General features: G+C 68.6%; 17 protein-coding genes. All 17 read right to left on the bottom strand.

What is annotated here, in order from left to right; all coding sequences use genetic code 11:
* Position 1: 1 nt before the first annotated feature.
* The 17 genes from D4739_RS11305 to D4739_RS11225 all read right to left on the bottom strand — a co-directional run bounded on the left by D4739_RS11305 (position 2) and on the right by D4739_RS11225 (position 21022).
* A complete protein-coding gene (locus D4739_RS11305; protein WP_120060715.1) occupies positions 2-769 on the bottom strand; it encodes an enoyl-CoA hydratase/isomerase family protein in 768 nt (255 codons plus the stop codon).
* The gene (locus D4739_RS11300; protein WP_120060714.1) at positions 766-2541 is read right to left on the bottom strand and encodes an acyclic terpene utilization AtuA family protein; all 1776 of its coding nucleotides are present in this window, start codon (positions 2539-2541) and stop codon (positions 766-768) included. Before D4739_RS11300 ends, D4739_RS11305 begins: the two co-directional genes overlap by 4 nt.
* Positions 2538-3341, bottom strand: coding sequence for a TIGR03084 family metal-binding protein (locus tag D4739_RS11295; protein ID WP_238473620.1), 804 nt, complete (start codon positions 3339-3341; stop codon positions 2538-2540). The genes D4739_RS11300 and D4739_RS11295 overlap by 4 nt, the downstream gene beginning before the upstream one ends.
* 2 nt (positions 3342-3343) lie before the next feature.
* The gene (locus tag D4739_RS11290; RefSeq protein WP_120060713.1) at positions 3344-4132 is read right to left on the bottom strand and encodes an enoyl-CoA hydratase/isomerase family protein; all 789 of its coding nucleotides are present in this window, start codon (positions 4130-4132) and stop codon (positions 3344-3346) included.
* Positions 4129-6123 carry an acetyl/propionyl/methylcrotonyl-CoA carboxylase subunit alpha gene (locus D4739_RS11285; protein WP_120060712.1) on the bottom strand — a complete coding sequence of 665 codons (1995 nt, stop codon included), beginning with the start codon at positions 6121-6123 and terminating at the stop codon, positions 4129-4131. Before D4739_RS11285 ends, D4739_RS11290 begins: the two co-directional genes overlap by 4 nt.
* A gap of 11 nt (positions 6124-6134) precedes the next feature.
* Entirely contained in the window at positions 6135-7724 is a 1590-nt protein-coding gene (locus D4739_RS11280; protein ID WP_476638912.1) for an acyl-CoA carboxylase subunit beta, read from the bottom strand.
* A 105-nt stretch (positions 7725-7829) separates the two neighbouring features.
* The gene (locus D4739_RS11275) at positions 7830-8063 is read right to left on the bottom strand and encodes a hypothetical protein (protein WP_120060710.1); all 234 of its coding nucleotides are present in this window, start codon (positions 8061-8063) and stop codon (positions 7830-7832) included.
* Entirely contained in the window at positions 8060-9094 is a 1035-nt protein-coding gene (locus tag D4739_RS11270; RefSeq protein WP_120060709.1) for a peptidylprolyl isomerase, read from the bottom strand. Before D4739_RS11270 ends, D4739_RS11275 begins: the two co-directional genes overlap by 4 nt.
* The gene (locus D4739_RS11265) at positions 9091-11376 is read right to left on the bottom strand and encodes an MMPL family transporter (protein ID WP_120060708.1); all 2286 of its coding nucleotides are present in this window, start codon (positions 11374-11376) and stop codon (positions 9091-9093) included. Before D4739_RS11265 ends, D4739_RS11270 begins: the two co-directional genes overlap by 4 nt.
* A 2-nt stretch (positions 11377-11378) precedes the next feature.
* On the bottom strand, positions 11379-12680 hold the full coding sequence (locus tag D4739_RS11260; RefSeq protein WP_120060707.1) for an MlaD family protein: 1302 nt from the start codon (positions 12678-12680) through the stop codon (positions 11379-11381).
* A complete protein-coding gene (locus D4739_RS11255) occupies positions 12677-13933 on the bottom strand; it encodes an MlaD family protein (protein ID WP_120060706.1) in 1257 nt (418 codons plus the stop codon). The genes D4739_RS11260 and D4739_RS11255 overlap by 4 nt, the downstream gene beginning before the upstream one ends.
* Entirely contained in the window at positions 13930-15390 is a 1461-nt protein-coding gene (locus D4739_RS11250; protein WP_120060705.1) for an MlaD family protein, read from the bottom strand. Before D4739_RS11250 ends, D4739_RS11255 begins: the two co-directional genes overlap by 4 nt.
* On the bottom strand, positions 15390-16691 hold the full coding sequence (locus D4739_RS11245) for an MlaD family protein (protein ID WP_120060704.1): 1302 nt from the start codon (positions 16689-16691) through the stop codon (positions 15390-15392). Before D4739_RS11245 ends, D4739_RS11250 begins: the two co-directional genes overlap by 1 nt.
* On the bottom strand, positions 16688-18049 hold the full coding sequence (locus D4739_RS11240) for an MlaD family protein (protein WP_120060703.1): 1362 nt from the start codon (positions 18047-18049) through the stop codon (positions 16688-16690). Before D4739_RS11240 ends, D4739_RS11245 begins: the two co-directional genes overlap by 4 nt.
* Positions 18046-19269, bottom strand: coding sequence for an MlaD family protein (locus tag D4739_RS11235; RefSeq protein ID WP_238473619.1), 1224 nt, complete (start codon positions 19267-19269; stop codon positions 18046-18048). The genes D4739_RS11240 and D4739_RS11235 overlap by 4 nt, the downstream gene beginning before the upstream one ends.
* A 7-nt stretch (positions 19270-19276) precedes the next feature.
* On the bottom strand, positions 19277-20119 hold the full coding sequence (locus D4739_RS11230; protein WP_120060702.1) for an ABC transporter ATP-binding protein: 843 nt from the start codon (positions 20117-20119) through the stop codon (positions 19277-19279).
* 39 nt (positions 20120-20158) lie between these two features.
* Complete coding sequence (locus D4739_RS11225; RefSeq protein WP_120060701.1) at positions 20159-21022, bottom strand: ABC transporter permease; 864 nt, start codon at positions 21020-21022, stop codon at positions 20159-20161.
* Positions 21023-21028 lie beyond the last annotated feature (6 nt).

Genomic DNA, 21028 nt, shown 5'->3' with positions numbered 1-21028 from the left:
GTCAGCGCTCGCGGAAGGCCTCGAACGCGCTCCGGGCGGTGTTCGAGCCCAACACCATCGTCTGGCTCAAGGCCTCCAGCTCGAGTGCGGAGGGGAAGGATCCACTGGCACTCTGGTGGATCAGCCTCTTGGTCAGCGAAACCGCGAGGCGCGAGTCCGCAGCGATCCGGTGAGCGAGTCCGAGCGCATGGATGCGGGCCTCATCGGGGGTGTCGACGACGACGTTGACCAGGCCGTACTCATACGCGGTGACCGCGTCGATCTCGTCGGCGAGGAGCATCAAGGCCTTCGCGCGCTGCATGCCGACGATTCGCGGCAGGAGGAACGCTCCACCGAAGTCCGGAACGAGGCCGCGTCGCAAGAAGACCTGGCAGAAGCGGGCGTTCCGCGAGCAGACCACGAGGTCGCAGGCGATCGCGAGATTGAACGCGCCACCGTAGGCGACGCCCGAGACTGCCGCGATGATAGGCAGCGGGCTCTCCCAGACCGCCTTGGCCGCACGCTGGTAGGCGCGCATGAAGCGGAGCAGGGCATCATCGTCAGGGCGGTCGTTTGCCCGCAGCACACCCTCGGCGTCACCGCCCGCGGAGAAGTGCTCACCCGCTCCGGTCAGCACAAGGGCATGGACTGAGTCGTCGCGCTCCGCACGGAGGATCTCGTCGTGGAGCGCATTCGCCGTCGACTCCGCCAGTGCGTTCAGCGTCATGGGTCCGGTCAGGATCAGCGTCCGGACCGGACCGTCGTCGACGACCTCGACCGTCGTGGTCATCGGACGGCCAGTCCGTTGAGCAGCGACAGCGGGATGCTCACATGGCGCGATCGGAGGTACTCGCCCAGCCCCTTGGCCTGCGGGTCAGGCCGGGTCGAGGAAGCAACCCCGGCACCGAGCAGGCCGACGACGATGAAGTTGAGTGCATTCAGGTTCGGCAGGTCGTAGCGGCGGACCTCAAGGTTGGCAGCCTCGGGAAGGAGCTCCCGGAGCCGGTCCTCGGTCAGATGGGCCTGCAGCCACGCGAAGGCCTCGGGCGTGCGGGTCCACAGTCCGACGTTGGCGTTGCCGCCCTTGTCGCCGGAGCGCGCCGCACAGATGGTGCCCAGCGGAACCCGCCTCGTGGGGCCGGCGACCGGAGACGGAACCACATCGACCGCAGGCCAGGGCTGGAGGTCGGCCACCGGCCCGGGCGGGATCACCCGTTCGGAACCATCTGGCAGGACCACGCGATGCGTCACGGTCTCCGTGGGCACGAGCGCCGGCCAGTACACGCCGTACGCGCTCTCGGCGGTTGGAGGAGTCGTGGTGTGGAAGCCCGCGTAGCCCCCGAGCGCGAGCTCCATCGTCGCGTTCGCGAAGCGGCGACCGACCTTCGCCGGGTCTCCATCCTTGACCGACACGCGGAGGTGGGCGGTCGCCTGCTCGTTGGTCGGGGCGTCCTCCCGGTCAAAGCGAAGAAGTCGTACGTCGACCTCGTCGAACTGGTCCTCGCCGCCGAGGATGTCGAAGAGCGCCGCGCGGGCCCAGGACGCCTTCTCCTCGATGTCGAGACCGGTCAGGACCAGCGTCATCGTGTTGCGGTAGCCGCCGAGGAAGTTGACCGCGACCTTGAGGGACGGCGGCGGCGGGGTGCCCGTGGCTCCCGACATGAGGACGCGGTTCATCCCCTCCTGCTCGAGGCGGATGGTGTCGAAGTGGGCGACGACATCGGGGTTGGCGTACGCCGGGGTCTGGATCTCGTAGAGCAGCTGGGCGGTGACCGTTCCTGGCGAGACCAGTCCCCCAGTGCCGTCGTGCTTGGTGATCACGCTGCTGCCATCGGCCGCGACCTCCGCGATCGGGAAGCCCGGGTAGCGACGGTCGACGACCTCGGAGATCCACGAGTAGTTGCCGCCGGTTGCCTGAGGACCGCACTCGATCACGTGCCCCGCGGCAACCGCGCCAGCAAGCTGGTCGTAGTCGGTGCGGGACCATCCGTGCCACCACGCAGCAGGGCCCACGACGAGCGAGGCATCGGTGACCCGTGGGCACACGACGATGTCGGCGCCGGCACCCAGCGCCTCCGCGATGCCCCAGCCGCCGAGGTAGGCGTTGGCCGTCACCGGCTTCGCGCCGGCGTCCTCGAGGGTCTGGCCGGTGTCCATGTTCGAGAGGGGGTGTCCAGCTGCGACCAGCTCAGGCAACCGGTCGGTCAGGTCGTCCCCGTCGATGTACGCGATCTTCGGCGCGAGGCCGAGGCGCTCAGCCAAGCTTGTCAGCTCGGCCGCGAGGCCACCCGGGTTCAGGCCGCCTGCGTTGGCCACCACCCGGATTCCCTTGTCCAGGCAGGTGCCGAGCACCTGCTCCATCTGCGTGAGGAAGGTCTTGGCGTAGCCCGCCGCGGGGTCCTTCTGACGCGCCTTCCACAGGATGAGCATCGTGAGCTCGGCAAGGTAGTCACCGGTGAGCACGTCGATGGGACCGCCCTCGACGACCTCGCGCGCCGCGGCGACGCGGTCGCCGTAGAAGCCGGAGCAGTTGGCGATACGGACGGGGCGACGCTGGGTCATGACACGCTCCGGATGCTGATCAGGGGCTCGCGCCCGGGGCCTGGCGCACCGGCGTACGCCTGGGCGATGGTGAGCCACTCCGAGGCGACCGGCCCAGACACGACGAGGCCGGTGTCGGCGACGTTGCGGCGCTGGGTCACCACGAGGCAGAAGTCGAGGGCGTCGCCCTCCACGCGGTCATGCGAGTCCTCCGGACCCCAGCTCCACACCGATCCGTCCGGCGCCTTCAGCGAGACGTGGACCGGGGCTTCGGGTGCTGGTCGGCCGTTCAGGTGGAAGCTGAAGTGCATGGTCCTGACCCCCAGGTGGGCCACGTGGCGCAGACGCATGGTCGGCTTGCGCACGACACCGAATGCGTCCAGCACGTCCTGGGTGTGCGCCCACGTCTCCATGAGGCGTGCGGTCACGCAGCTGGTGACGCTCATGTCCGGGCCGAACCAGGGCATCCGGGCCTTGCCGTCGAGCTTGGCGAACGTTGCGATCAGCTCAGAGCGCGCGTTGCGGAACCAGGTGTTGAGCTCGGAGACCGGGGTCTCCTGGAAGCCGGCAGCAACGACGTCGGGAAAGTTCGGACCGAGCGCCTTGAGACGCTCGGCATCTGTCCGGAACCGCTCCGGGTTGGTGGCCGCGACAACCGCGGCCTCGTCGAAGAACGCGAGGTGCGAGACCTGGTCACGCACGGCCCAGCCCTCGGCCGGGGTCGCGGTCTCCCATTCGTCATCACGAAGTCCCGCAAGCAGGTCGTCGAGCACGGCGGTCTCGGCGACGAGATCCGACAGGAGCTGGTGCAGCGTGCTCATCTTCATCGCCCCGTCCATTGAGGTGGTCGCTTGTCCCGGAAGGACGCAGGGCCTTCCTGCGCGTCATCGCTGAGGTAGACGGGCTCCCAGATCCGCTCGGCCTCGTCGTACGCCGCGGCGAGGGGTAGCTCGGCGACCAGGCGCACGGTCTGCTTGGCGGCGCGGACCGAGAGCGGCGCGTTGGCGGCGATCCGCTCGGCCACGCGCTGTGCCGTGGCGACCAGCTGGTCGCCGGGCACCACCTCGTTGACGAGGCCGACCTCCTGCGCGCGACGGGCGTCGATCGGGTCACCGGTGAGCAGGATCTGCATCGCCACCCGAGGCGGGATCATCCACGGCAGCGGTGCCGCCCAGGGCGCTCCACGTCCGACCTTGACCTCGCTGATCGCAAACTTCGCGTGGTCCGCGGCGATGCAGAGGTCCATGGTCTGGGCGAGCAGGAACCCGCCGGCCAGGGCCACCCCGTTCACGGCGGCGATGGTCGGCTTGTCGACGGTGATGTTTCGTCCCAGCTGGGGGACGAAGTCCAGCGGCGGGACCCGGAGCGCGTCGTCCGCCATCTCCTTGAGGTCCCCGCCCGCGCAGAACGCCTTCTCCCCCGCGCCGGTCAGGACCAGGACCTTCGCGTCGTCATCCTCGTTGAAGCGGCGGAGACCGGCGAAGAGCCCATCCCGCACGGCCTTGTTGAGGGCGTTGTGGGCCTCGGGCCGGTTGATCGTGAGCCAGGCAACGCCGTTGGTGACCGCGTAGGTCACCGCCTCGGTTGCCGTGAGCCCCGGGGACGTCGTCATTCGGGCGCCTCGACGACCGCCAGCACTGCTCCCAGGTCGACTGTCTGGCCGGGCCGCACGCGAAGCTCGGTCACGGTCCCGTCCACGGGAGCCGAGACGGTGTGCTCCATCTTCATCGCCTCGAGGACGAGGATCGTGGTGCCTTCCTTGACCTCCGCACCGACCTCGACCGGCACCCGGACCACGGTGCCGGGCATGGGCGCGAGGAGCGAACCAGGCGCGTTGCGCGAGCCCGGCTCGGGGAACCGTTCCGCTTCGACGACCGTGGTGCTTCCGAGCGCGCTGTCGACGTACGCCGTGTCGCCGACCCTGCGGATCGCGCAGGGTCGGCGGACGCCGCCGACGAGAAGGTCGACGCGATCGGGGGTTGCCGAGTGCAGGACCACACCCGGCAGCTCCGTCCCGTCGACAATCGCGCGCAGTCCGGAGCGTCCGACCCGGTACCGGACGTCGACTTCCTCCCCCTCGATGTCGAAGACCGCCTCCTGCCAGCCGCTCGGGGCGTTGCGGTAGCCGGATCGGACGTGACCCAGGACCCGCGCGCTTGCTCGCCGAACGGCCTGTGCCGCAAGGGCAGCCGCGAGCGCGTGCACCGCGACGATGTTGGCTCCCCTGCCAGCGCGGGACAGGGTGACGGGGTCGTGGCGTGTCAGGTAGCCGGTGTCGATGGTCCCGGCCGCGAACTCGGGCTCGCGCAGGATCCCGACCAGGAGCTCCCGGTTGGTCACGACGCCGTGGAGGGAGCTCTCCGCGAGTGCACGTGCCAGCCGGCGACGCGCCTGGTCACGGGTGGCGCCCCAGGCGATCACCTTGGCCAGCATGGGGTCGTAGTGGACACCCACTTCGGAACCCTCGGAGACACCGGCGTCGACCCGGATGCCGGGCAGGTCGGGAACGCTGAAGCCGTGGACCGTGCCGGTCGCCGGCAAGAAGCCGGCCGGGACGTCCTCGGCGTACAGACGGACCTCGATGGCGTGACCGGTGACGGTCGCGTGGAGGGCCTCGTCGGGGAGCGGGTTGCCTTCGGCGACCTCCAGCTGGAGGCGCACCAGGTCGAGGCCGGTCACCAGCTCGGTCACGGGGTGCTCCACCTGGAGACGAGTGTTGACCTCGAGGAAGTAGAAGCCGCCGTCCGAGCCCATGACGAACTCCGCGGTGCCGGCTCCGACGTAGCCGATGGCCTTGCCTGCAGCCACGGCCGCGCGGCCGAGCTCCTCACGGAGCGCGTCGTCGACGACCGGCGACGGCGCCTCTTCGATGATCTTCTGGTAGCGCCGCTGGATCGAGCACTCGCGCTCGAAGAGGTGGACAACGTTGCCCTGGGTGTCCGCGAAGATCTGGACCTCGATGTGCCGCGGCGAGTCGAGGAAGCGCTCGAGGAAGACGGTGCCGTCGCCGAACGCAGTCACGGCTTCGCGGCGGGCGCCCTCGACGGCCTCGATCAGGCCGGCCTCGTCACGAACGATGCGCATGCCTCGCCCACCGCCGCCGAACGCAGCCTTGACCAGGACCGGGTAACCGATCTCGGCAGCCACGCGAGCGGACAGCGCGGAGGCGTCGATCTCGGCCTCGGTGTCGATGGTGATGCCCGGAAGGACCGGGACACCGGCCGCCGCCATGGTCTTCTTGGCCTCGATCTTCGAGCCCATGCTGTCGATCGCCTCGGGCGGCGGACCGACGAAGATGATGCCGGCAGCGGCACAGTCGCGGGCGAACCCGGAGTTCTCAGAGAGGAACCCGTAGCCGGGGTGGATCGCGTCCACCCCGGTCGCACGAGCGGCCTCGAGGATGAGGTCGCCGCGCAGGTAGGTGTCCGCCGGTGCGGTGCCGGGGAGCCGGACCGCCTCGTCGGCCTCGCGGACGAAGAGGGCATCGGCGTCGGCGTCCGAGTAGACGGCGACGCAGGCGATGTCCATCTCGCGCGCGGTGCGGATCACGCGGGACGCGATCTCTCCGCGGTTGGCGATGAGGAGCTTGGTGATGGGTGACATGGGATCCGTTCTCACATCCGGAAGACGCCGAAGCCGCGCTGGCCTTGGATGACCTGGGTGTGGACCGCCGACAGCGTGATGCCGAGGATGGTCCGGGTGTCGCGGGGATCGATGACGCCGTCGTCGTACACGCGTGCGGTGGTGAAGAACGCGTGCGACTCGGCTTCGATCTGCTCCTCGATCTGAGCGGTGCGCTTGGCATCGGCCTCGAGGTCAAACTCCCTGCCTGCCGACTCGGCGGCCTGGCGACCGACGATGGAGAGCACGCCGGCGAGCTGCTGGGCGCCCATCACGGCGAGCTTCGCGTTGACCCAGCTGAACATGAACCGCGGGTCGAAGGCACGACCGGACATGCCGTAGTTGCCGGCACCGAAGGACGCGCCCATGTTGATGGTGATGTGCGGGACCTTGCTGTTGGTCACCGCGTTGATCATCTTCGCGCCATCCTTGATGATGCCGCCCTGCTCGTAGGACTTGCCGACCATGAAGCCGGTGCAGTTCTGCAGGAAGATCAGCGGGATGTCGAGCTGGTTGGCCAGCAGGATGAACTCGGTGCCCTTCTGGGCCTCCTCGCTGAAGAGGATGCCGCGCGAGTTCGTGATGATGCCGACAGGGAACCCGTGGATCGACGCCCACCCGGTCATCAGCGCCGTGCCGTACGTCGGCTTGTACTCACCGAAGCGGGAGCCGTCGGCGATCCGTGCGATCACCTCGCGCGGGTCGATCGGGACCCGGAAGTCGGCGGCTGCGATGCCGAGCAGCTCGTCCTCGTCGTACAGGGGGGCGTCGGCGGGCAGCGACGGGCCGGGGCCGGCCTTGCGCCAGTTGATCTCCGACATGATCTGGCGGCCGATCCGGATCGCGTCGCGCTCGTCGACCGCGAAGTGGTCGCCCAGACCGGAGACCCGGCAGTGCATCTCGGCGCCGCCGAGCTCCTCGTCGTTGGACTCCTCGCCGGTCGCCATCTTGACCAGCGGCGGTCCGCCGAGGAAGACCTTGGCCGCCTTGTCCACGAGCACGGCGTAGTCGCACATGCCGGGCACGTAGGCGCCACCGGCGGTCGAGTTGCCGAACACGAGGGCCAGGGTGGGAACGCCCATTCCGGAGAGCTCGCTCAGTCCCTGGAAGATCTTGCCGGCGTTGACGAACAGCTCCGACTGGGTCGGGAGGTCCGCACCGCCCGACTCCACCAGGTTGATGACGGGCAGTCGGTTGGTCTTGGCGATCTCGAGAGCACGCAGGTTCTTCTTCAGCGTGTAGGGGTTCATCGTGCCGCCGCGGACCGTCGGGTCGTGCGCGATGATCACGCACTCCACGCCGGAGACGACGCCCAGGCCGGTCACGATGCTGGCGCCCACGGTGAACTGGGTGCCCCACGCGGCGAGCGATGAGAACTCGAGGAACGAGGCGTCGCGGTCCAGCAGGAGCTCGATGCGCTCCCGGGCCAGCAACTTGCCGCGCTCGTGGTGCCGGGTGGCGTACTTCTCGCCACCGCCGGCCAGCACGAGCTCGAGCTGGGCGTCCAGCTCTCCCAGAGCGTCCTCCTGTGCCTTGCGGTTGAGCGCGTACTGCTCCCCGGTCGGGTCCAACGTCGATCTCAGCGTTGTCAACGCCTCACTCCTATCGCGACGGGGATGCTGTCTGGACTTGATGATTCCGCTGCGGCGATGTGGTCCGCGTCGCCGCAGAGGAGGGGGTTACCCCTCCTAAGGAGTGGGGTGGTCCGCAAGCGCAGTCACCAGGGAGAGCGCAGCCATGACGGCGAAGAGCCCCGCCATCGCCATCAGGGAACGCGCGCCGCGCCGGATGGCCCGTTCCTCCCGCTCACGACGTGCGGCCGAGGCACTCGCAGGGACCAGGCCGGCACCGTTGTTCAGGCCCCACCAGCCGAGGAAGAACGCCACGAGCGCCACCGTCGCCCCGATGATCGCGCCGCTCACGGCGTGTCTCCCGCCAGGGCCGGGGGTTCGTTCGGATCGGTCGGGAGGTACGCAGCGGCGTACTCGATGTCGGCCTGCTCGATCCGCTTCTTCAACCAGGAACGCCAGGTCTTGAGAGCACGGTCCGAGCGCGCCGACTCCGTTGCCTGCTTCTCGACATCGACGAAGGACGGTTGCCCCGCGGGAACGACGCTCAGCACGATCCCGACGTTCCAGCCGTCATCGGTCTGCACCGGCCCGAACACGGTGCGCTCCCTTGCCTTGAAGGCCACCGCTGCATAGCCGTCCTCCAGCTCGCTGGCGGCGACCGTGCCGAGTGCACCACCCTGGTCGCGCGTGGAGTCATCGAGGCTCTGTGCGCGGGCGAGGGCGGCGAAGCTCTCCCCATCGGCGAGCCGGGTCATCAGTGCTGCGGCCTCACGACGGGTTGCGACGACGATGTTGCCGAGCTTGCGTCGCTCCGGCATGGCGAACTGCGCCGGGTCCTCGTCGTAGAACGCCTCGGCGTCGTCCTGCGTCACCCCGTCAACGACGTGTTCAGTGACCACCTGGAACAGCCGGGCAATGGCCTGCTGGCGGCGCACCTCATCAAGGACGTCGTCCTCGGAGACCCCGAAGTTCGCAAGCAGGTCAGTGAACGCCTGGTCGGGGTCTGCTCCTAGTTGTTGCGCGACCATCCGGTCGAGGGTGTCGCGCGCGCTCTTCTCGGAGATCACGACGTCCTTGTCCTGAGCTGCATCGTCGAGGACCATGCTCACCGCGACTGCCTTCGCGGAGGCACGAAGGAACTCCTCCCGGTCAGCCTTGTCCGTGGGCTCCTGCACGCCGTACAGCGCACGAAGCACCTCCATGCGACGGTCGAGGTCGGCCTGTGTCACCACCTGGTCGCCGTAGGCGAAGGCTGCGTCATCCGGCAGGCCGCGCGTCGCGCGCAGGCCCACCGCTCCCCCGACGACGAGCGCCACCACGACCGCAACAGCGGCGATCTTGATGGTCGTGGATCGATCACTCACGAAGGCGGGGAGCTTCATACGAGCACTTCCTCGGGGACTGGAGCAAGGTCGACAACAGGCGTGCGTGGCCGCGCACCGCGGTCGGGGAGGACGAGGCGTACGACGTGGGCCGCGAGCAACGAGAGGGCCACGGTCGACGCCAGGAAGAGTCCGAAGTCGCGGATGACCGCGAGCCCGGAGAATGCGAGAGCCAGGTAGCCGCAGGTGGCCGCGAGCGCCGCAACGAGGACCGACCGGCCCAGGAGATCGCCCCGCCCTGCGCGGGCCGCCCCGAGCAGGACCGTGAACTCGCAGGCGGTCGCGGTCGCCAGCGATCCGAGCGCCACGGTCAACGGGGTGAGGGTCAGGCCGAGCACTCCTGCACCCGCGAAGCCCCAACCGGTGGCGAGGCAAGCGGCGAGGATCGCGCGTAGCGCATCCGAGCGACGACGGAGACCGATCAGCAGGACGAGTCCAGCAGCGGCAATGCCCACGAAGCCGTCCAGATACCTGCCACTGGAGACCAGCTCGTAGCTTCGCGCGGTCACCACGGGAAGACCGGCAAGATCCGCGTCGATGCCAGCCGGGGGCTCAGGGATGGCGGCCCGGAGGTCATCGAGGAGATCCCGCTGCTGAGCGACATCCTCCAGCTCGATGCCGAAGCTGAGCACCGCCTGACGACCGTCACTGCGCAGTGCCGCACCTCGCAGGTACGACGGCAACTGGGCCAGACCGGCACGGATCTGCTCGGGCGTCGGGTCCGTGCCGAGGAAGGCGAGCAGGCTCGGGGGGCTGACGATCGGGTGGAGACGGTCCCCGAAGCGGCGGACGGCCACGTCCTGCACTTCACGCATCCAGGCCAGCGTCTTCGGTTCGAGGACGTTCTTGCCGCGAACCAGGATCTGCACCTCACCAGCCGAGCCGATGACTTCCTCGGCGTGCTTCGCGTCGTCGAGGGCAGGCAGGCCAGCGGCCAGCTGCTCCGGCTGCGACTCCACCTTCAGGCCGGGAAGCGCGACCCAACCGGCGATCGCACAGGCGGCGGCCACGAGAAGGACCGCGCCACGTGCACGCGAACCAAGCCGCGGCGGGAGTGGTGTGCCGCGGTCGTTGCCCGGGTCCCCCGTCTCGGGCAACGCCGGTGTCGTGAGCTGACGACCGCGCGCAATGAGCAGGCCCAGTGCGGTTGCAGCCAGGACGCCCATCGCGAGCGCCAGGCCGAGGTCGCGGACAAAGGGCACCGAGGAGACCGCGAGGGATCCGAAACCCGCGGCCGCGGCCAACGCCGCGACGACCACCTTCCGGCGGTCTGCTCCCCGGACCAGGTACGCCGGGAAGTCGCTGCCGGTGCCGAGGACGATCGGCAGGAACGCAACGACACCGAGCGAGAGCGGGTGGTCGAGCCATCCGAAGGCGGCGAGCACGGCCAGCGTCGCAGACACTGTCGCGAGCAGCGGCAACAGCCGGGCCCGGCGCGGGCGCAGCCACGGCAGCAGGAGGTAACAACCAGCGATCAGGGCGAGGCCGATGCCGCCCAGCCGCGGGATCTCTCGGGCCAGCACATCGCCCAGCCCGGCAGCAACGACCGGCATGCCGGTCACCGTCACGCGCTCGGTGTCCAGGCCGGCTGCCTTCACCTCACGCTTGACCGCCTTCACCAGGCGCTCGGTAGCGGACTGGTCGAGCTGGTCGCGCGGGCGGACGACGATCGCCACGGCGTACGGGCTCGGGACGACGAAGCGCCACTGCTGGCGGGGCTGGCCGTCCTGGTCAAGGACCACAGCCCGGACGAACCGGGGGTTGCGGAGCGTCGGGAGACCGGCGGGCAAACCCTTCACCAGGAGGCTGCCGTAGCGCACGTCGTATGCCTCGGTGGCCTTGCGGCCAGCTGCCCGAACGGCCGGTGCCGACAGGCCCGCCTTTTGCGCCCGAGCCTCGGCGGCCATCTGCAAGGCGTCCCGGCGGCCGACGATGGTCGCGAGCATGTTCTGGGCCTGCCCGGCGACCTGGTTGAGCACGGTGCCCGGCCCGAAGACCACAGCGACGTCGGGAAGCCTGGAGAGTCGGCCTTCGAGGCCGACAAGTCGCTCGACCTGCTCACTCTCGAGCAGGGCTCCAGCCTTCGTGGTCTCGGCCAGGACGACCACCGGGTCGCCGCCGAACGAGCGAGCTGCCTCGAGGCTGGCCTTCTGGCTCGGGTCCGAGAGCGGCAGGATCGACCGGGTGGTCGTGTCCGTGCGGACCTGAGCCAGGCCGGCCACCACTACCGCGACGACAGCCGCGGCGGTGACGACCCAGCCCAGGATCCGCACGATCCGCATGGCTACTCGCCCGCCCTGTGGATGCGCGGGTACTCACCCTTGAACGGTCCGGGACGCGATCCGGCGCCAGGTGCCGGGTAGGGGTTCGTGTAGTTGCCGAGCAGGTTGTTGGTCGACACGGGCAGCTGCGGCGAGTGGGTGTTCACCAGAGGAGTGAGGCGCAGGTAGTACGCGCCGTTCTCGTCGCGGTAGTTCAGCACCGCGTTGAAGTTGGCGAAGTACGCCGCCAGCTCGGGCCCGTAGGGCTTCAGGTAGGCCAGCATCGGGTTGGCATCAGCCAGCGTCGCGCGGGCCGTCGGGATCAACGTCGTGACGTCGCCCGCGAACGTCGGAACCCGCTTCAGTGTCGCGGGCGCCTTGTCGAGAACACCCGACATCGGTGCCAGCATGCCGTGCAGGTCCTTCGTCGTCGCCGGGAGCTCGCGCAGTGCCGTGGTGAGGTCCGGAGCGGCAGCACGAAGGTCCTTCGCAACCGGGTTGAGCGCGTCACCCAGTGTCACCAGCGAGTCGCTGGCGGTCGACAGCGTGTCGAGCGTTCCCGGGGCCTGGCGGAGGGTGTCCTCGATGGCTCCGCGCTGACCGGCGGTCGCGGCGGTGACCCGGTTCGCGCTGCGCACCAAGGTGGCGATCTGCCCCTCGCCGGTGTCGAGTGCCTCGAGCACCTGCGAGGTCTGGCGCGCAAGCTTCTCCAGGTCCTCGGACTGGGACGCGATCGCGTCGATGGCCGTGTAGCCCTCAGTTCCGAGGTTCCCCAGTCCCGTCATCAGGCTGTCGAAGTCGCCCTTCGACCCGCGGGTTGTCGCACCGAGGGTCTGGAGCAGGGTCCGCATCTCGCCGCGCGACTCCTCATCGAGACTGGCAAGCACGTCGGTGAGCTGGACACTCTGCTGCACTGCGGTTGCCGGGAGCTCCGTGCCGCTCGGCAGCTCCGGACCCTGCCCGTCGGTCAGCTGGAGGTAGGTCTCCCCCACCAGGGAGCGTTCGGCGACCCGAAGCCGGGCTCCCTCGTGGATCGGCGCGATCTCGTCATCGATCGCGAACTCGACGCGCAGCCCTTCACCGTCCGGGTTGGGCTCGACCAAGCGGACCTGGCCGACCTTCACACCGGCAATCTGCACCTGACCGGCCTTGACCAGGTTGTCGACGTCCTTCATGACGACGGTCGAGGTGTACTCGCCGCTGTCGACGAACGGACGACGCACGCCGGTGCCCGAGAACAGGACGTACATGATGATTGCGCAGACTCCGAAGAACACGAGCAGTGCTGCAGTCCGGCCCGCGCCTTGGGTGAGTTGCCTGTTCATCGGCTGTCTCCTTGGCCCTGGGTGAGTGAGTTGGGCAGCACGCCGCCACCCGGCAACGGGACGATCAGGTGGCCGCGGATGATGCTGCCGTTGGCGTCGCCGGCTCCGAAGACGGACGAGGTGTTGTAGATGAATGCCTGGATGTCGGTCAGGTAGCTCATGACGGTCTGGGTGTCCCGGTCCAGCGGGCCGGTGATCGTCTTGATGGTCCGCAGGGAGGTCCGGGCATCCGCGACCAGGGGCCGTGCATCGACGACGACGGTCCGGGCCTTGTCGAGGACCGGCTTGGCGGCATCGAGCGTCTCGCCAAGGTGCCCCACGGTCGAGCGGAAGCGGGTGAGCGCTCCCGGGAGGACGTCCGAGGCATTCCTGAGGTTGTCGAGGGTCGGGTCGAGCTGGGTGGTGAGAGCGCTGGTGCTGTCGAGCGCCTGGCGAAGGTCGTGTGTCAGCCCGGGCATCTGGCGCAGGCTCGCCCTCAAGGCGCCGTCACTCTCCGCGAGCGCCGACAGGGTCCCCTGGGTGGCGCTGGCAAGCCGCGTCACCCGCTCGTCGTTGAGACCGACGGCCCCTGCGATGTCGGAGAGCGCGCTGACCAGTGCAGCGATCTTCGCGCGCCTGGTCTCGAGTGCTTCCACCACCGGCCCCAGTGAGCCGAGCGTCTCGTTGGTGGCGTTGAGCCCGGCGGGCAGTGTCTCCGGTGCCCGGGCAAGAGCCACATCGGACTCCTGGAGCAGGTCCGTCAGCGCGAGCTGCGAACGCTCGTCGAGGTGACTCAGGATCTCGTCCGCCTGGACAGGACGCGCGGTCTGGCTGACCGGGATGACCTCGTCCTCACCCAGCAGGCCGGCGGAGTCCGATCCCGGGTTGAGCTCGATCTGCATCTCGTTCAAGGGGTTCTTGGGGCGCAGCACCGCGCGGGCGTCCTTGAACACCTCATGCTTTCCCTCGAGCGTCATCGTGATGACAGCCGTGCCCCGCTTGGTCGCTTCGGCCGCAGTGACCTTGCCAATGCGAACGCCGGCCATGGTCACGCTGTTCTGGCTCTTCGGGTTGAGCCCCGGAACCTGCGCGAACTCGACCTTGAGGATGGTTTCGTCGCTCCACGGGGCTGAGCCACCGAGATACGACTTGATGCCCACGGTGGAGAGCACGCCGACGAGGATGAGGACCGCCAGTGCTGACACGTCGCGCCCCAGGCCGGGGACGGTCCTCAGCCGCTCGAGCCATGCGGCAAGCCTGCCTTGATCATTCATCGGGAACTCCTGGGGGTGACCAGCGGGAGCTGGAGGGGCACGAGGCCCGCACCGGGAAGGGACGCGCCGCTTCCGGCGCTCGAGGACGGGGAACTGCCGAGCGGCGGCGCCGGTTCACCGAGGTTGGCGCCTTCCTGCGGCCCGGCCGGCAGCTGGAGGCCGAGTGACTCGAGGTACTCCTCGAGCGATCCGCCGATGATGCCGCCCACGGTGCTGAGGCCGACGCCGGCCATCAGGCGTCCGTGTGCCCCGTTCTGGTCGTGGAACTTGAAGACGTCAGCGGTGTCGGAGAGGAAGTAGGCCAGCTCCTTGTACAGCTCCTGGTCGTTGCCGCCACCGCTGTACTTGCCGGTGCCGTGCCAGGGGTTGAGCACCGCCTTCGTGAGCGGTCCGTTCGCGCGGTCCATGACTGGGCCGTTGACGTCGTCGAGCACGCTCTTCGCATCGACCGCGGCCGGAACCAGGTCCTCCACCAGCGGACGTGCGAGTCGCGAGACTGCTCGGGCATCCGCGATGACCGGACGGGCGGTGACGAGGACCGGGTCGAGGTCGGCGAGGAGCGGGCCGAGCGCACGGGCGGACGGCCTGAAGTCGTCGGCCGTGGCCCTCAGCTTGTCGAGCGTGCTGTCCAGGTCGGCGAGGCCGGCCCGGGTCACGGCCAGGGTCTGCGGTGCCTCGTCGAGCGTCGCGGCGATCGCGCGTCGCTCGTCGGACAGGGCGTCGGTCGTCGTCGCCAGGTCGTCGAGGATCGCCGTGAGGCGACCGCGCTCCTCCGTCAACGCGGCCGACGTGTGCTGCAGCCCGGCGACGAGCACCGTGAGGTCCGTGGTGGGCCTTGTTCCCCGGAGCGCGTCCAGAACCTTGGTGGAGGACCGCAAGGTCGGCGGGGCGGTTGTCACGAGGTCTGCGACCTCGCGCTGTCCGTCCTTGTCGAACGTCTTCTCCAGGCTGCCGATCGTGCCGTGGACCGATTCCACCGCTGACGGGGTGAGCGCGGAGATGACCTTGTCCAGCTCCACAGGCACAGTCGTGTGGTCGACCGGGATCGTGGAGCCCTCCCTGGCTGCAGCATTCTCGCCGCCGCGTACCAGCTCGACGTAGTAGGTCCCGCCCAGGACAAGGGTCGGCCGGACGTTCGCCTCAGGTGCAGTGCCGAGCTTGTCCAGGGTGCCGTCATCGAGCTTCATCTCGACGTGGGCCTGGTTGTCCTGAGCACGGTCGACACCCGTCACGGTGCCGACCTCGACGCCAGCCAGCTTCACAACGCTCTGGAAGGGAACGAGCTTGTAGGACTGGGAGAAGTCGGCGTTGAGGACTTCACCCGAGGTGAGCATGGTCTGCACCCGGGGCCGGTTGAAGGCGATCAGGGCGAAGGCCAGCAGGCCGACCATGACGGCGATTCCTGCCGCCTTGGGCGATGCCGGAATGGACTTCACGAACGTACGTCGCGTGTTCATCAGTTCCCTCCCAGGGGGAGGCCGGGGGGCAACAGCCCCTTGGCACGATCGTTCTCGGCTTCACCCGGCTTCGGGTACTGGTTCTGGGGCAGGCTCTGGTCGCCCGAGGCGATCAGTCCGCCCGTCAGGGTGTTGACGCCAGGCGTCACACCGAGGCGGGCATAGCGGACGCCCGGCTCGGGCCCCTGCGACACGAAGCTCCTGCCACGCAGGAAGAGCGACGCCATCTCGGGGGCGTACGGCGCCAGGACGGACAGCGGCACCCTGAGATACGCAATGGCCTCCTGGACGCGAGGTGCAAGTGCACGTGCCGCGGACATCATCTGGGTGAGCCTTTCGAGGGCGGGGGTGGCCAGGTGAGCCACCGGGGCCACCTTTCGCGCGACCGGCACGGAGTCACGCAGGAAGCCGCGCAGGTCCTTCTCCGAGTGCCCCAGCGCCACGGCGCCGGGCTCAAGGGCTCGCATCGCCTGAGCGGTGTTGGCCAGCGGGGTCTGGAGGCGGCTCATCGCCCGCTCCGTGTGGGCCAGCGTGTCCGGAAGGCGGTGGAGGGTCTGACGCAAGGGCTCCCCCGCGTCCACCCGCAGAGACGTCAGGGTTGTCGCACTCTGCGCCACGAGCTGCTGCAGCTCGCGCTCGCGGCCACGGAACCTGCTGGACAGCGCGTCCACGTCCTCGAGGAGTTCAGGCAGGTCGGCCTCGGGCGAGGCAAGGGCGTGCGAAACCGTGCCGAGGTCGGCGAGGAGGTCCGGCGAGGTCTCAAGGAAGGCGTGCAGGTCCTCGGCGTGGCCGGCAACTCCGCCCCCGACCTCACGAAGCATGGAAGTCGCTGCGGCTCGCGTCTTCGGGTCGAGGACGTCGAGCAACTCGTAGAGGTCAGCCGAGGGTTCGGTCTGGCTTGCCGGAATCGGCGTGGCGCCAAGGGCGCCCGCCTCAGGCGTGCCTGGGTTGAGCTCCACGAACTTGGTTGCCAGCGCCGACAGGTCCCACACCGCGGCGTGGGCGTCGCGGTAGACCTTGACTTCTCCGTCGAGGACCATCGTCACCAGCGCAGCACCGTCCTGGTAGTCGACCTCGCTGACCCGGCCGATGCGCCTGCTGTTCTGGCGGACGGCATCGTTTGCACGCAGCGAGTGGACGTCGGACACCAACGCCTGCACCTCGGTGGTCTTGGCGAACGGCATGCCCGTCTGTGCCTTGAACGTCACGAAGAGGAGGGCCGACACGAGGACGAGGACGACCATGCCGGCCTTGAAGGCAAGGGCGCGGGCCCGGAACTCGGGCGTCACCTTGATACTCACAGCAGACCTCCGATGAGCTGCTCGACGAGGCTGGACTCCTGCTGCTGGGAGAGACCGGTGGAGCTCAGGCTGTCGTCGCCGCCCGGGATCGGGAGAGACACGGACGAGCCTGGTTCACCGTCGTTCGGCAGCTGTGGTGCCGTGGGCATGGGGAGGCCGTGCAGGAGATCGTCCGGAAGGATGGGGACGAGCGCCGCAGCGTCATCGCCAAGGGAGTTCGGCGACAAGGGCACCATTGCCTTGAAGTAGTGACTGATCGCGTCGTAGTCGCTGGTTGCCATCGACCAGCCCTTCACGAACTCCAGGAGGTCCGTCAAGCTCTTGCCGCTGAGCGACTCCGTCGTGAGCTGCGCCGCCGCAGCCGAGGTCGGGACCAGGTCGCGTGCCGCGGGGCGCAGGGCCTTGACGACGGGGGCTGCCTGCGCGAGCAGCTTGTCGGCGCGGCGGAGGACTGGCGGAAGGGACGCGAGTGCGGGATCAGCCGCGTCGGAGAACCGCTTCAGCTCGCCACTGATGTCCTCGAGATCGTCCGTGACGGGCCGCAACGCTGCGAGTGTGCGGCGAGCTGGCTCGGCCGCACCGGCGAGCTGCGCCAGTGCCGCCCGTGAGCTGGTGATCGTCTGAGGGAGCCGCTCCAGCGCCGTTCGCAAGGCAGTGCGCTCGGAGGCAACGACCTCGAGGGACTGAGTCGCAGAATCCACGAGCTGGTTCAGCTGTGCGCCGCGATTCGACGCGAGCGCGGATGCCACGGGCTGTGCGTTGTCGATCAGACGGGTCAGGAGGGCGTTCTGGTCATCAAGGATCGCCGTCAGGTCCTTGGCCTGTCGCATGGCGGGGGCCAGCGCGGCGATCGCCTTGTCGGCCTGCTTGCCCTCACCTCGGAGGCCCTCACCGGTGTCGGTGAGGAGAGCTGCGAGCGCCACGGAGGTGGGGGTGTCGACCGAGTCGAGCACGTCCTGGAGATCCACCACCCGCTTCGTGTTCTCGACGGGGATCGTCATCGGCGATCCCATGGCGGGTGCGTCGGGCGTGCCTCGCTTCAGCAGGACGAAGCGCTCGCCGAGGAGGTCCTGGGTGGTGATGGTCGCGGTGGCGTCCTCGTGCAGCGGAAGCACCCGGGGGTCGACCTGCATGGTGACCTCCGCCTTGCCGTTCCGGAGAGCGACGTCGGTGATCGTCCCGACGTCGACCCCGGATGCCTTGACGACGTTTCCTGCCACGAGTGGGCTGGCGTCGGTGAAGACGGCAACCAGTTCGACGTCCTCCTCGTCGCCCTCGCCAGGGCCTTGGGCGAAGACGTAGCCACTCAGTGTCACGACCGCTGCGGTCACGACCGCGGCGAGCCAGCGCGTAGTCATCGGATCTCGCTTCCATTGGCGTCGGTCCAGGGCTGGCCGACGGGCTGCCCAGGGGGCGGGGCCGGGTTCAAACGGGAGGTGGGCAAAGGCACGAGGCTTTCGTTCAGAGCGTTGGTGCCAGGCCCGAGCAGACCCGCCCAGGTGTGCCCCGCTCCGTCGTATGGCGCGAATGCCTGGCCCCAGTTGGCCAGACCACCGATCGCCTCGGGGGTGTACGGGCGGAGGAAGGCCAGCGCGGGACCCATGCTGGTGAGGAAGGTGTCGAGCGAGGGCAGCACACCGTGGCTGCTGTCGAGCAGACCGGGGGTCTGCCGCAGCAGCTGGTCAGCCGCGCTGAGGAGCGGGCGCAGCTCGGCCACGGTGGGTCGCAGGTCCACGAGCACGGGCGCGAGGTTCTTCGACACCTTGGGAAGACGAGCAGTCGCCGGCTGGAGGTCGCGCAGCAGCCCGACCGTGGCATCGGAGGCGCCAGGCACCTTCCCGAGGGTCGTGCGGGCCGTGTGCAACGTGTCGGGGAGCTGCTCCAGCGTGCGGCTGAGCTGCTCCTGCTCACCCGCCACAGCAGTCGAGAGCGACTCGAGGTCCGCGACGCTCGAGGCGATCCGCTCGCGCCGAGACGCGGCAACGCCGGTCAGGTCGCTGAGCTGGGTGACCAGCGAGCGGATCGCGGGGCCGTCCTGGTCCACGGCGTTCAGGACCTCGCCCAGGGCTCGCACGGTGCCTGATGCTCCCTGGATCGTTGCCCGGACATCGGCCTCGTGGCCACCGATGGTGTCGTTGAGCTCGGCCAGGAGCGAGGTCAGACGCTTGCGCGTCGGCTCGTCGAGCGCCTGGAGCACCTGGTCGACCTCGACCTGGTGCGACGTCGACTCGATCAAGGCGCCATCCGGGAGCTCAACGCTCCCGGGCTTGCCCGGGTACAGCGTGAGGACTCGTTCACCGACGGCGGAAACCCACTCGACCCGGGACGTCGTCCCGTCGTGAATCGGAGCAAAGTCGTCATCGATCGCAAGGGTCACCACGGCCTTGCCGTTCTTCACGGCCAGGTCGGTCACCTTGCCGGCGTGATGGCCGTTGATCCAGACAGGTGATCGATTGGAGATCTGGGCAGCGGACGGCACCACGAGGCTCACCTCGTAGTCGTCCCCGCCCGTGATGGCGGTCCCGGCGGCCACGACTCCGACGGCGGCCAGGCCGACCAACCAGCGCTTCTGCAACATCGTCTTTTCAGTCCATCCCGAGAGGGCCGACGGAGTCGCCGGACAGGAACTGGCGCACGAAGGGCATGTCCGAGTTGAACGCCTCTTCGGTGTCGCCGTAGTGAATGAGCTTTCCCTTCCACACGACGCCCACGTAGTCACTGACCTTGCGGGCGGTGCGGATGTCGTGCGTGACCAGGACGTAGGTGCCGCCGTGCTCGGCGTGCATCCGGAGGATCAGGTCGTTGAGCAGGCTGGTGCGCACGGGGTCGAGGCCGGAGTCGGGCTCGTCGAACATCACAACGCTCGGGTTGAGCACGAGTGCCCGGGCAAAGCCAGCCCGCTTCTTCATGCCGCCCGACACCTCACCGGGGAACTTTGAGATGGCCTTGGTCAGGCCAACCTCGTCGAGGTGCCCCATGACGATCTTGCGGATCTCGGCCTCGCGCTTGTGGGTGTGCTTGCGCAGCGGGAACGCGACGTTGTCGTAGATGTTCATCGATCCGAAGAGGGCGCCGTCCTGGAAGAGGATGCCCATCCGCTTGCGGATCTCTTGGCGGTCCTTGTCGTTGATCCGCCAGAGGTCCTGTCCGAACACCTCGACCAGGCCCGAGTCAGGCTCGAGCAGGCCGACGATGTGCTTGAGCAGCACGCTCTTTCCCGTGCCCGACGGACCGAGCACGGTGGTGATCGCGTTGTCGGGGAAGTTGAGGTTCAGTCCGGTCAGGACGTCGAAGGAACCAAAGGACTTCTTGACCTCACGAATCCGGACGTTGTGGTCGACGCCTGGCTCGGGGTCGACGATGACGCCCTGCGCGTAGATATCCTCGTAGGTCCGCTCGTCGTCGATGGTGGCAACGTTCGTTGACATGCCGATTTCCTCTCGGTGGTTCCGATTCCGCAGGTGCCGTCAGAAGCTGATGGGAGCGCGACTGAGCGCGCCGAAGAAGAGCTGCTGGAAGACGGCGCCCAGCACGCTGACGATGACGAGGTTGATGACCATCGACTTCGCTGTGGCCTTGCCGACGCCGACGGGACCGCCACTCGCGTTGAAGCCGTAGTAACAGCCGACGAGGACGATGAGGAGGCCCATGATCGTGCCCTGCAAGAGCGACAGCAGGAGGTCCTGCTGGGTCGTGAACGACCAGAAGACCGACAGGTAGCCACCGGCGGAGACGCTGTGGAACAGGTGGACGTTCATGTAGTAGCCGAGGATGTACATCAGCCCCGTGCCGGTCACGAACATGAACGGCGTGACGATCACCATCGCGAGCACCCGGGTGTTGACGAGATAGGCCCGCGAGTCGAGTCCCATGACGTCGAGCGCGTCGATCTCTTCACTGATCCGCATCGATCCGAGTTCGGCGACCAGACCGCAGGCAACCTTCGCCGACAGGATCCAGCCCCACATCTCGGGAGCCACGGTGTAGTCACCGGTCGCGCTGAAGACCGCGGTGTAGCCGCCGGCGCCCAGCTGCGCGAGGAGGTAGTGCGCCTCGAGGGCGATTTCCGCCGCGAGCATGCACATCATGAACCAGATGATGAAAGTGCTCTTGAGGATGATGATGCCGGCCTGGCGCAACACCTCGGTGCCGTAGTGCCGGACATCGGGCATCGACTTCACGATCTGGATGCCGAAGAGGGCGATGCCGCCGAGGTCGGAGAGCAGCGAGCTTCCGTCGCTGTAGCCACCCATTCCGCCTGCGCTGTTGACGCTGGGCTGAGGGCCCTCGTCCTCGTCGGTGTTGGGGGTCGTGTCGTGTGTGGTGGTCATGGTCTG

It is taken from the genome of Nocardioides cavernaquae (assembly GCF_003600895.1).
Lineage (GTDB): Bacteria > Actinomycetota > Actinomycetes > Propionibacteriales > Nocardioidaceae > Nocardioides > Nocardioides cavernaquae.
This window is presented reverse-complemented; position numbering and strand designations above follow the sequence as displayed.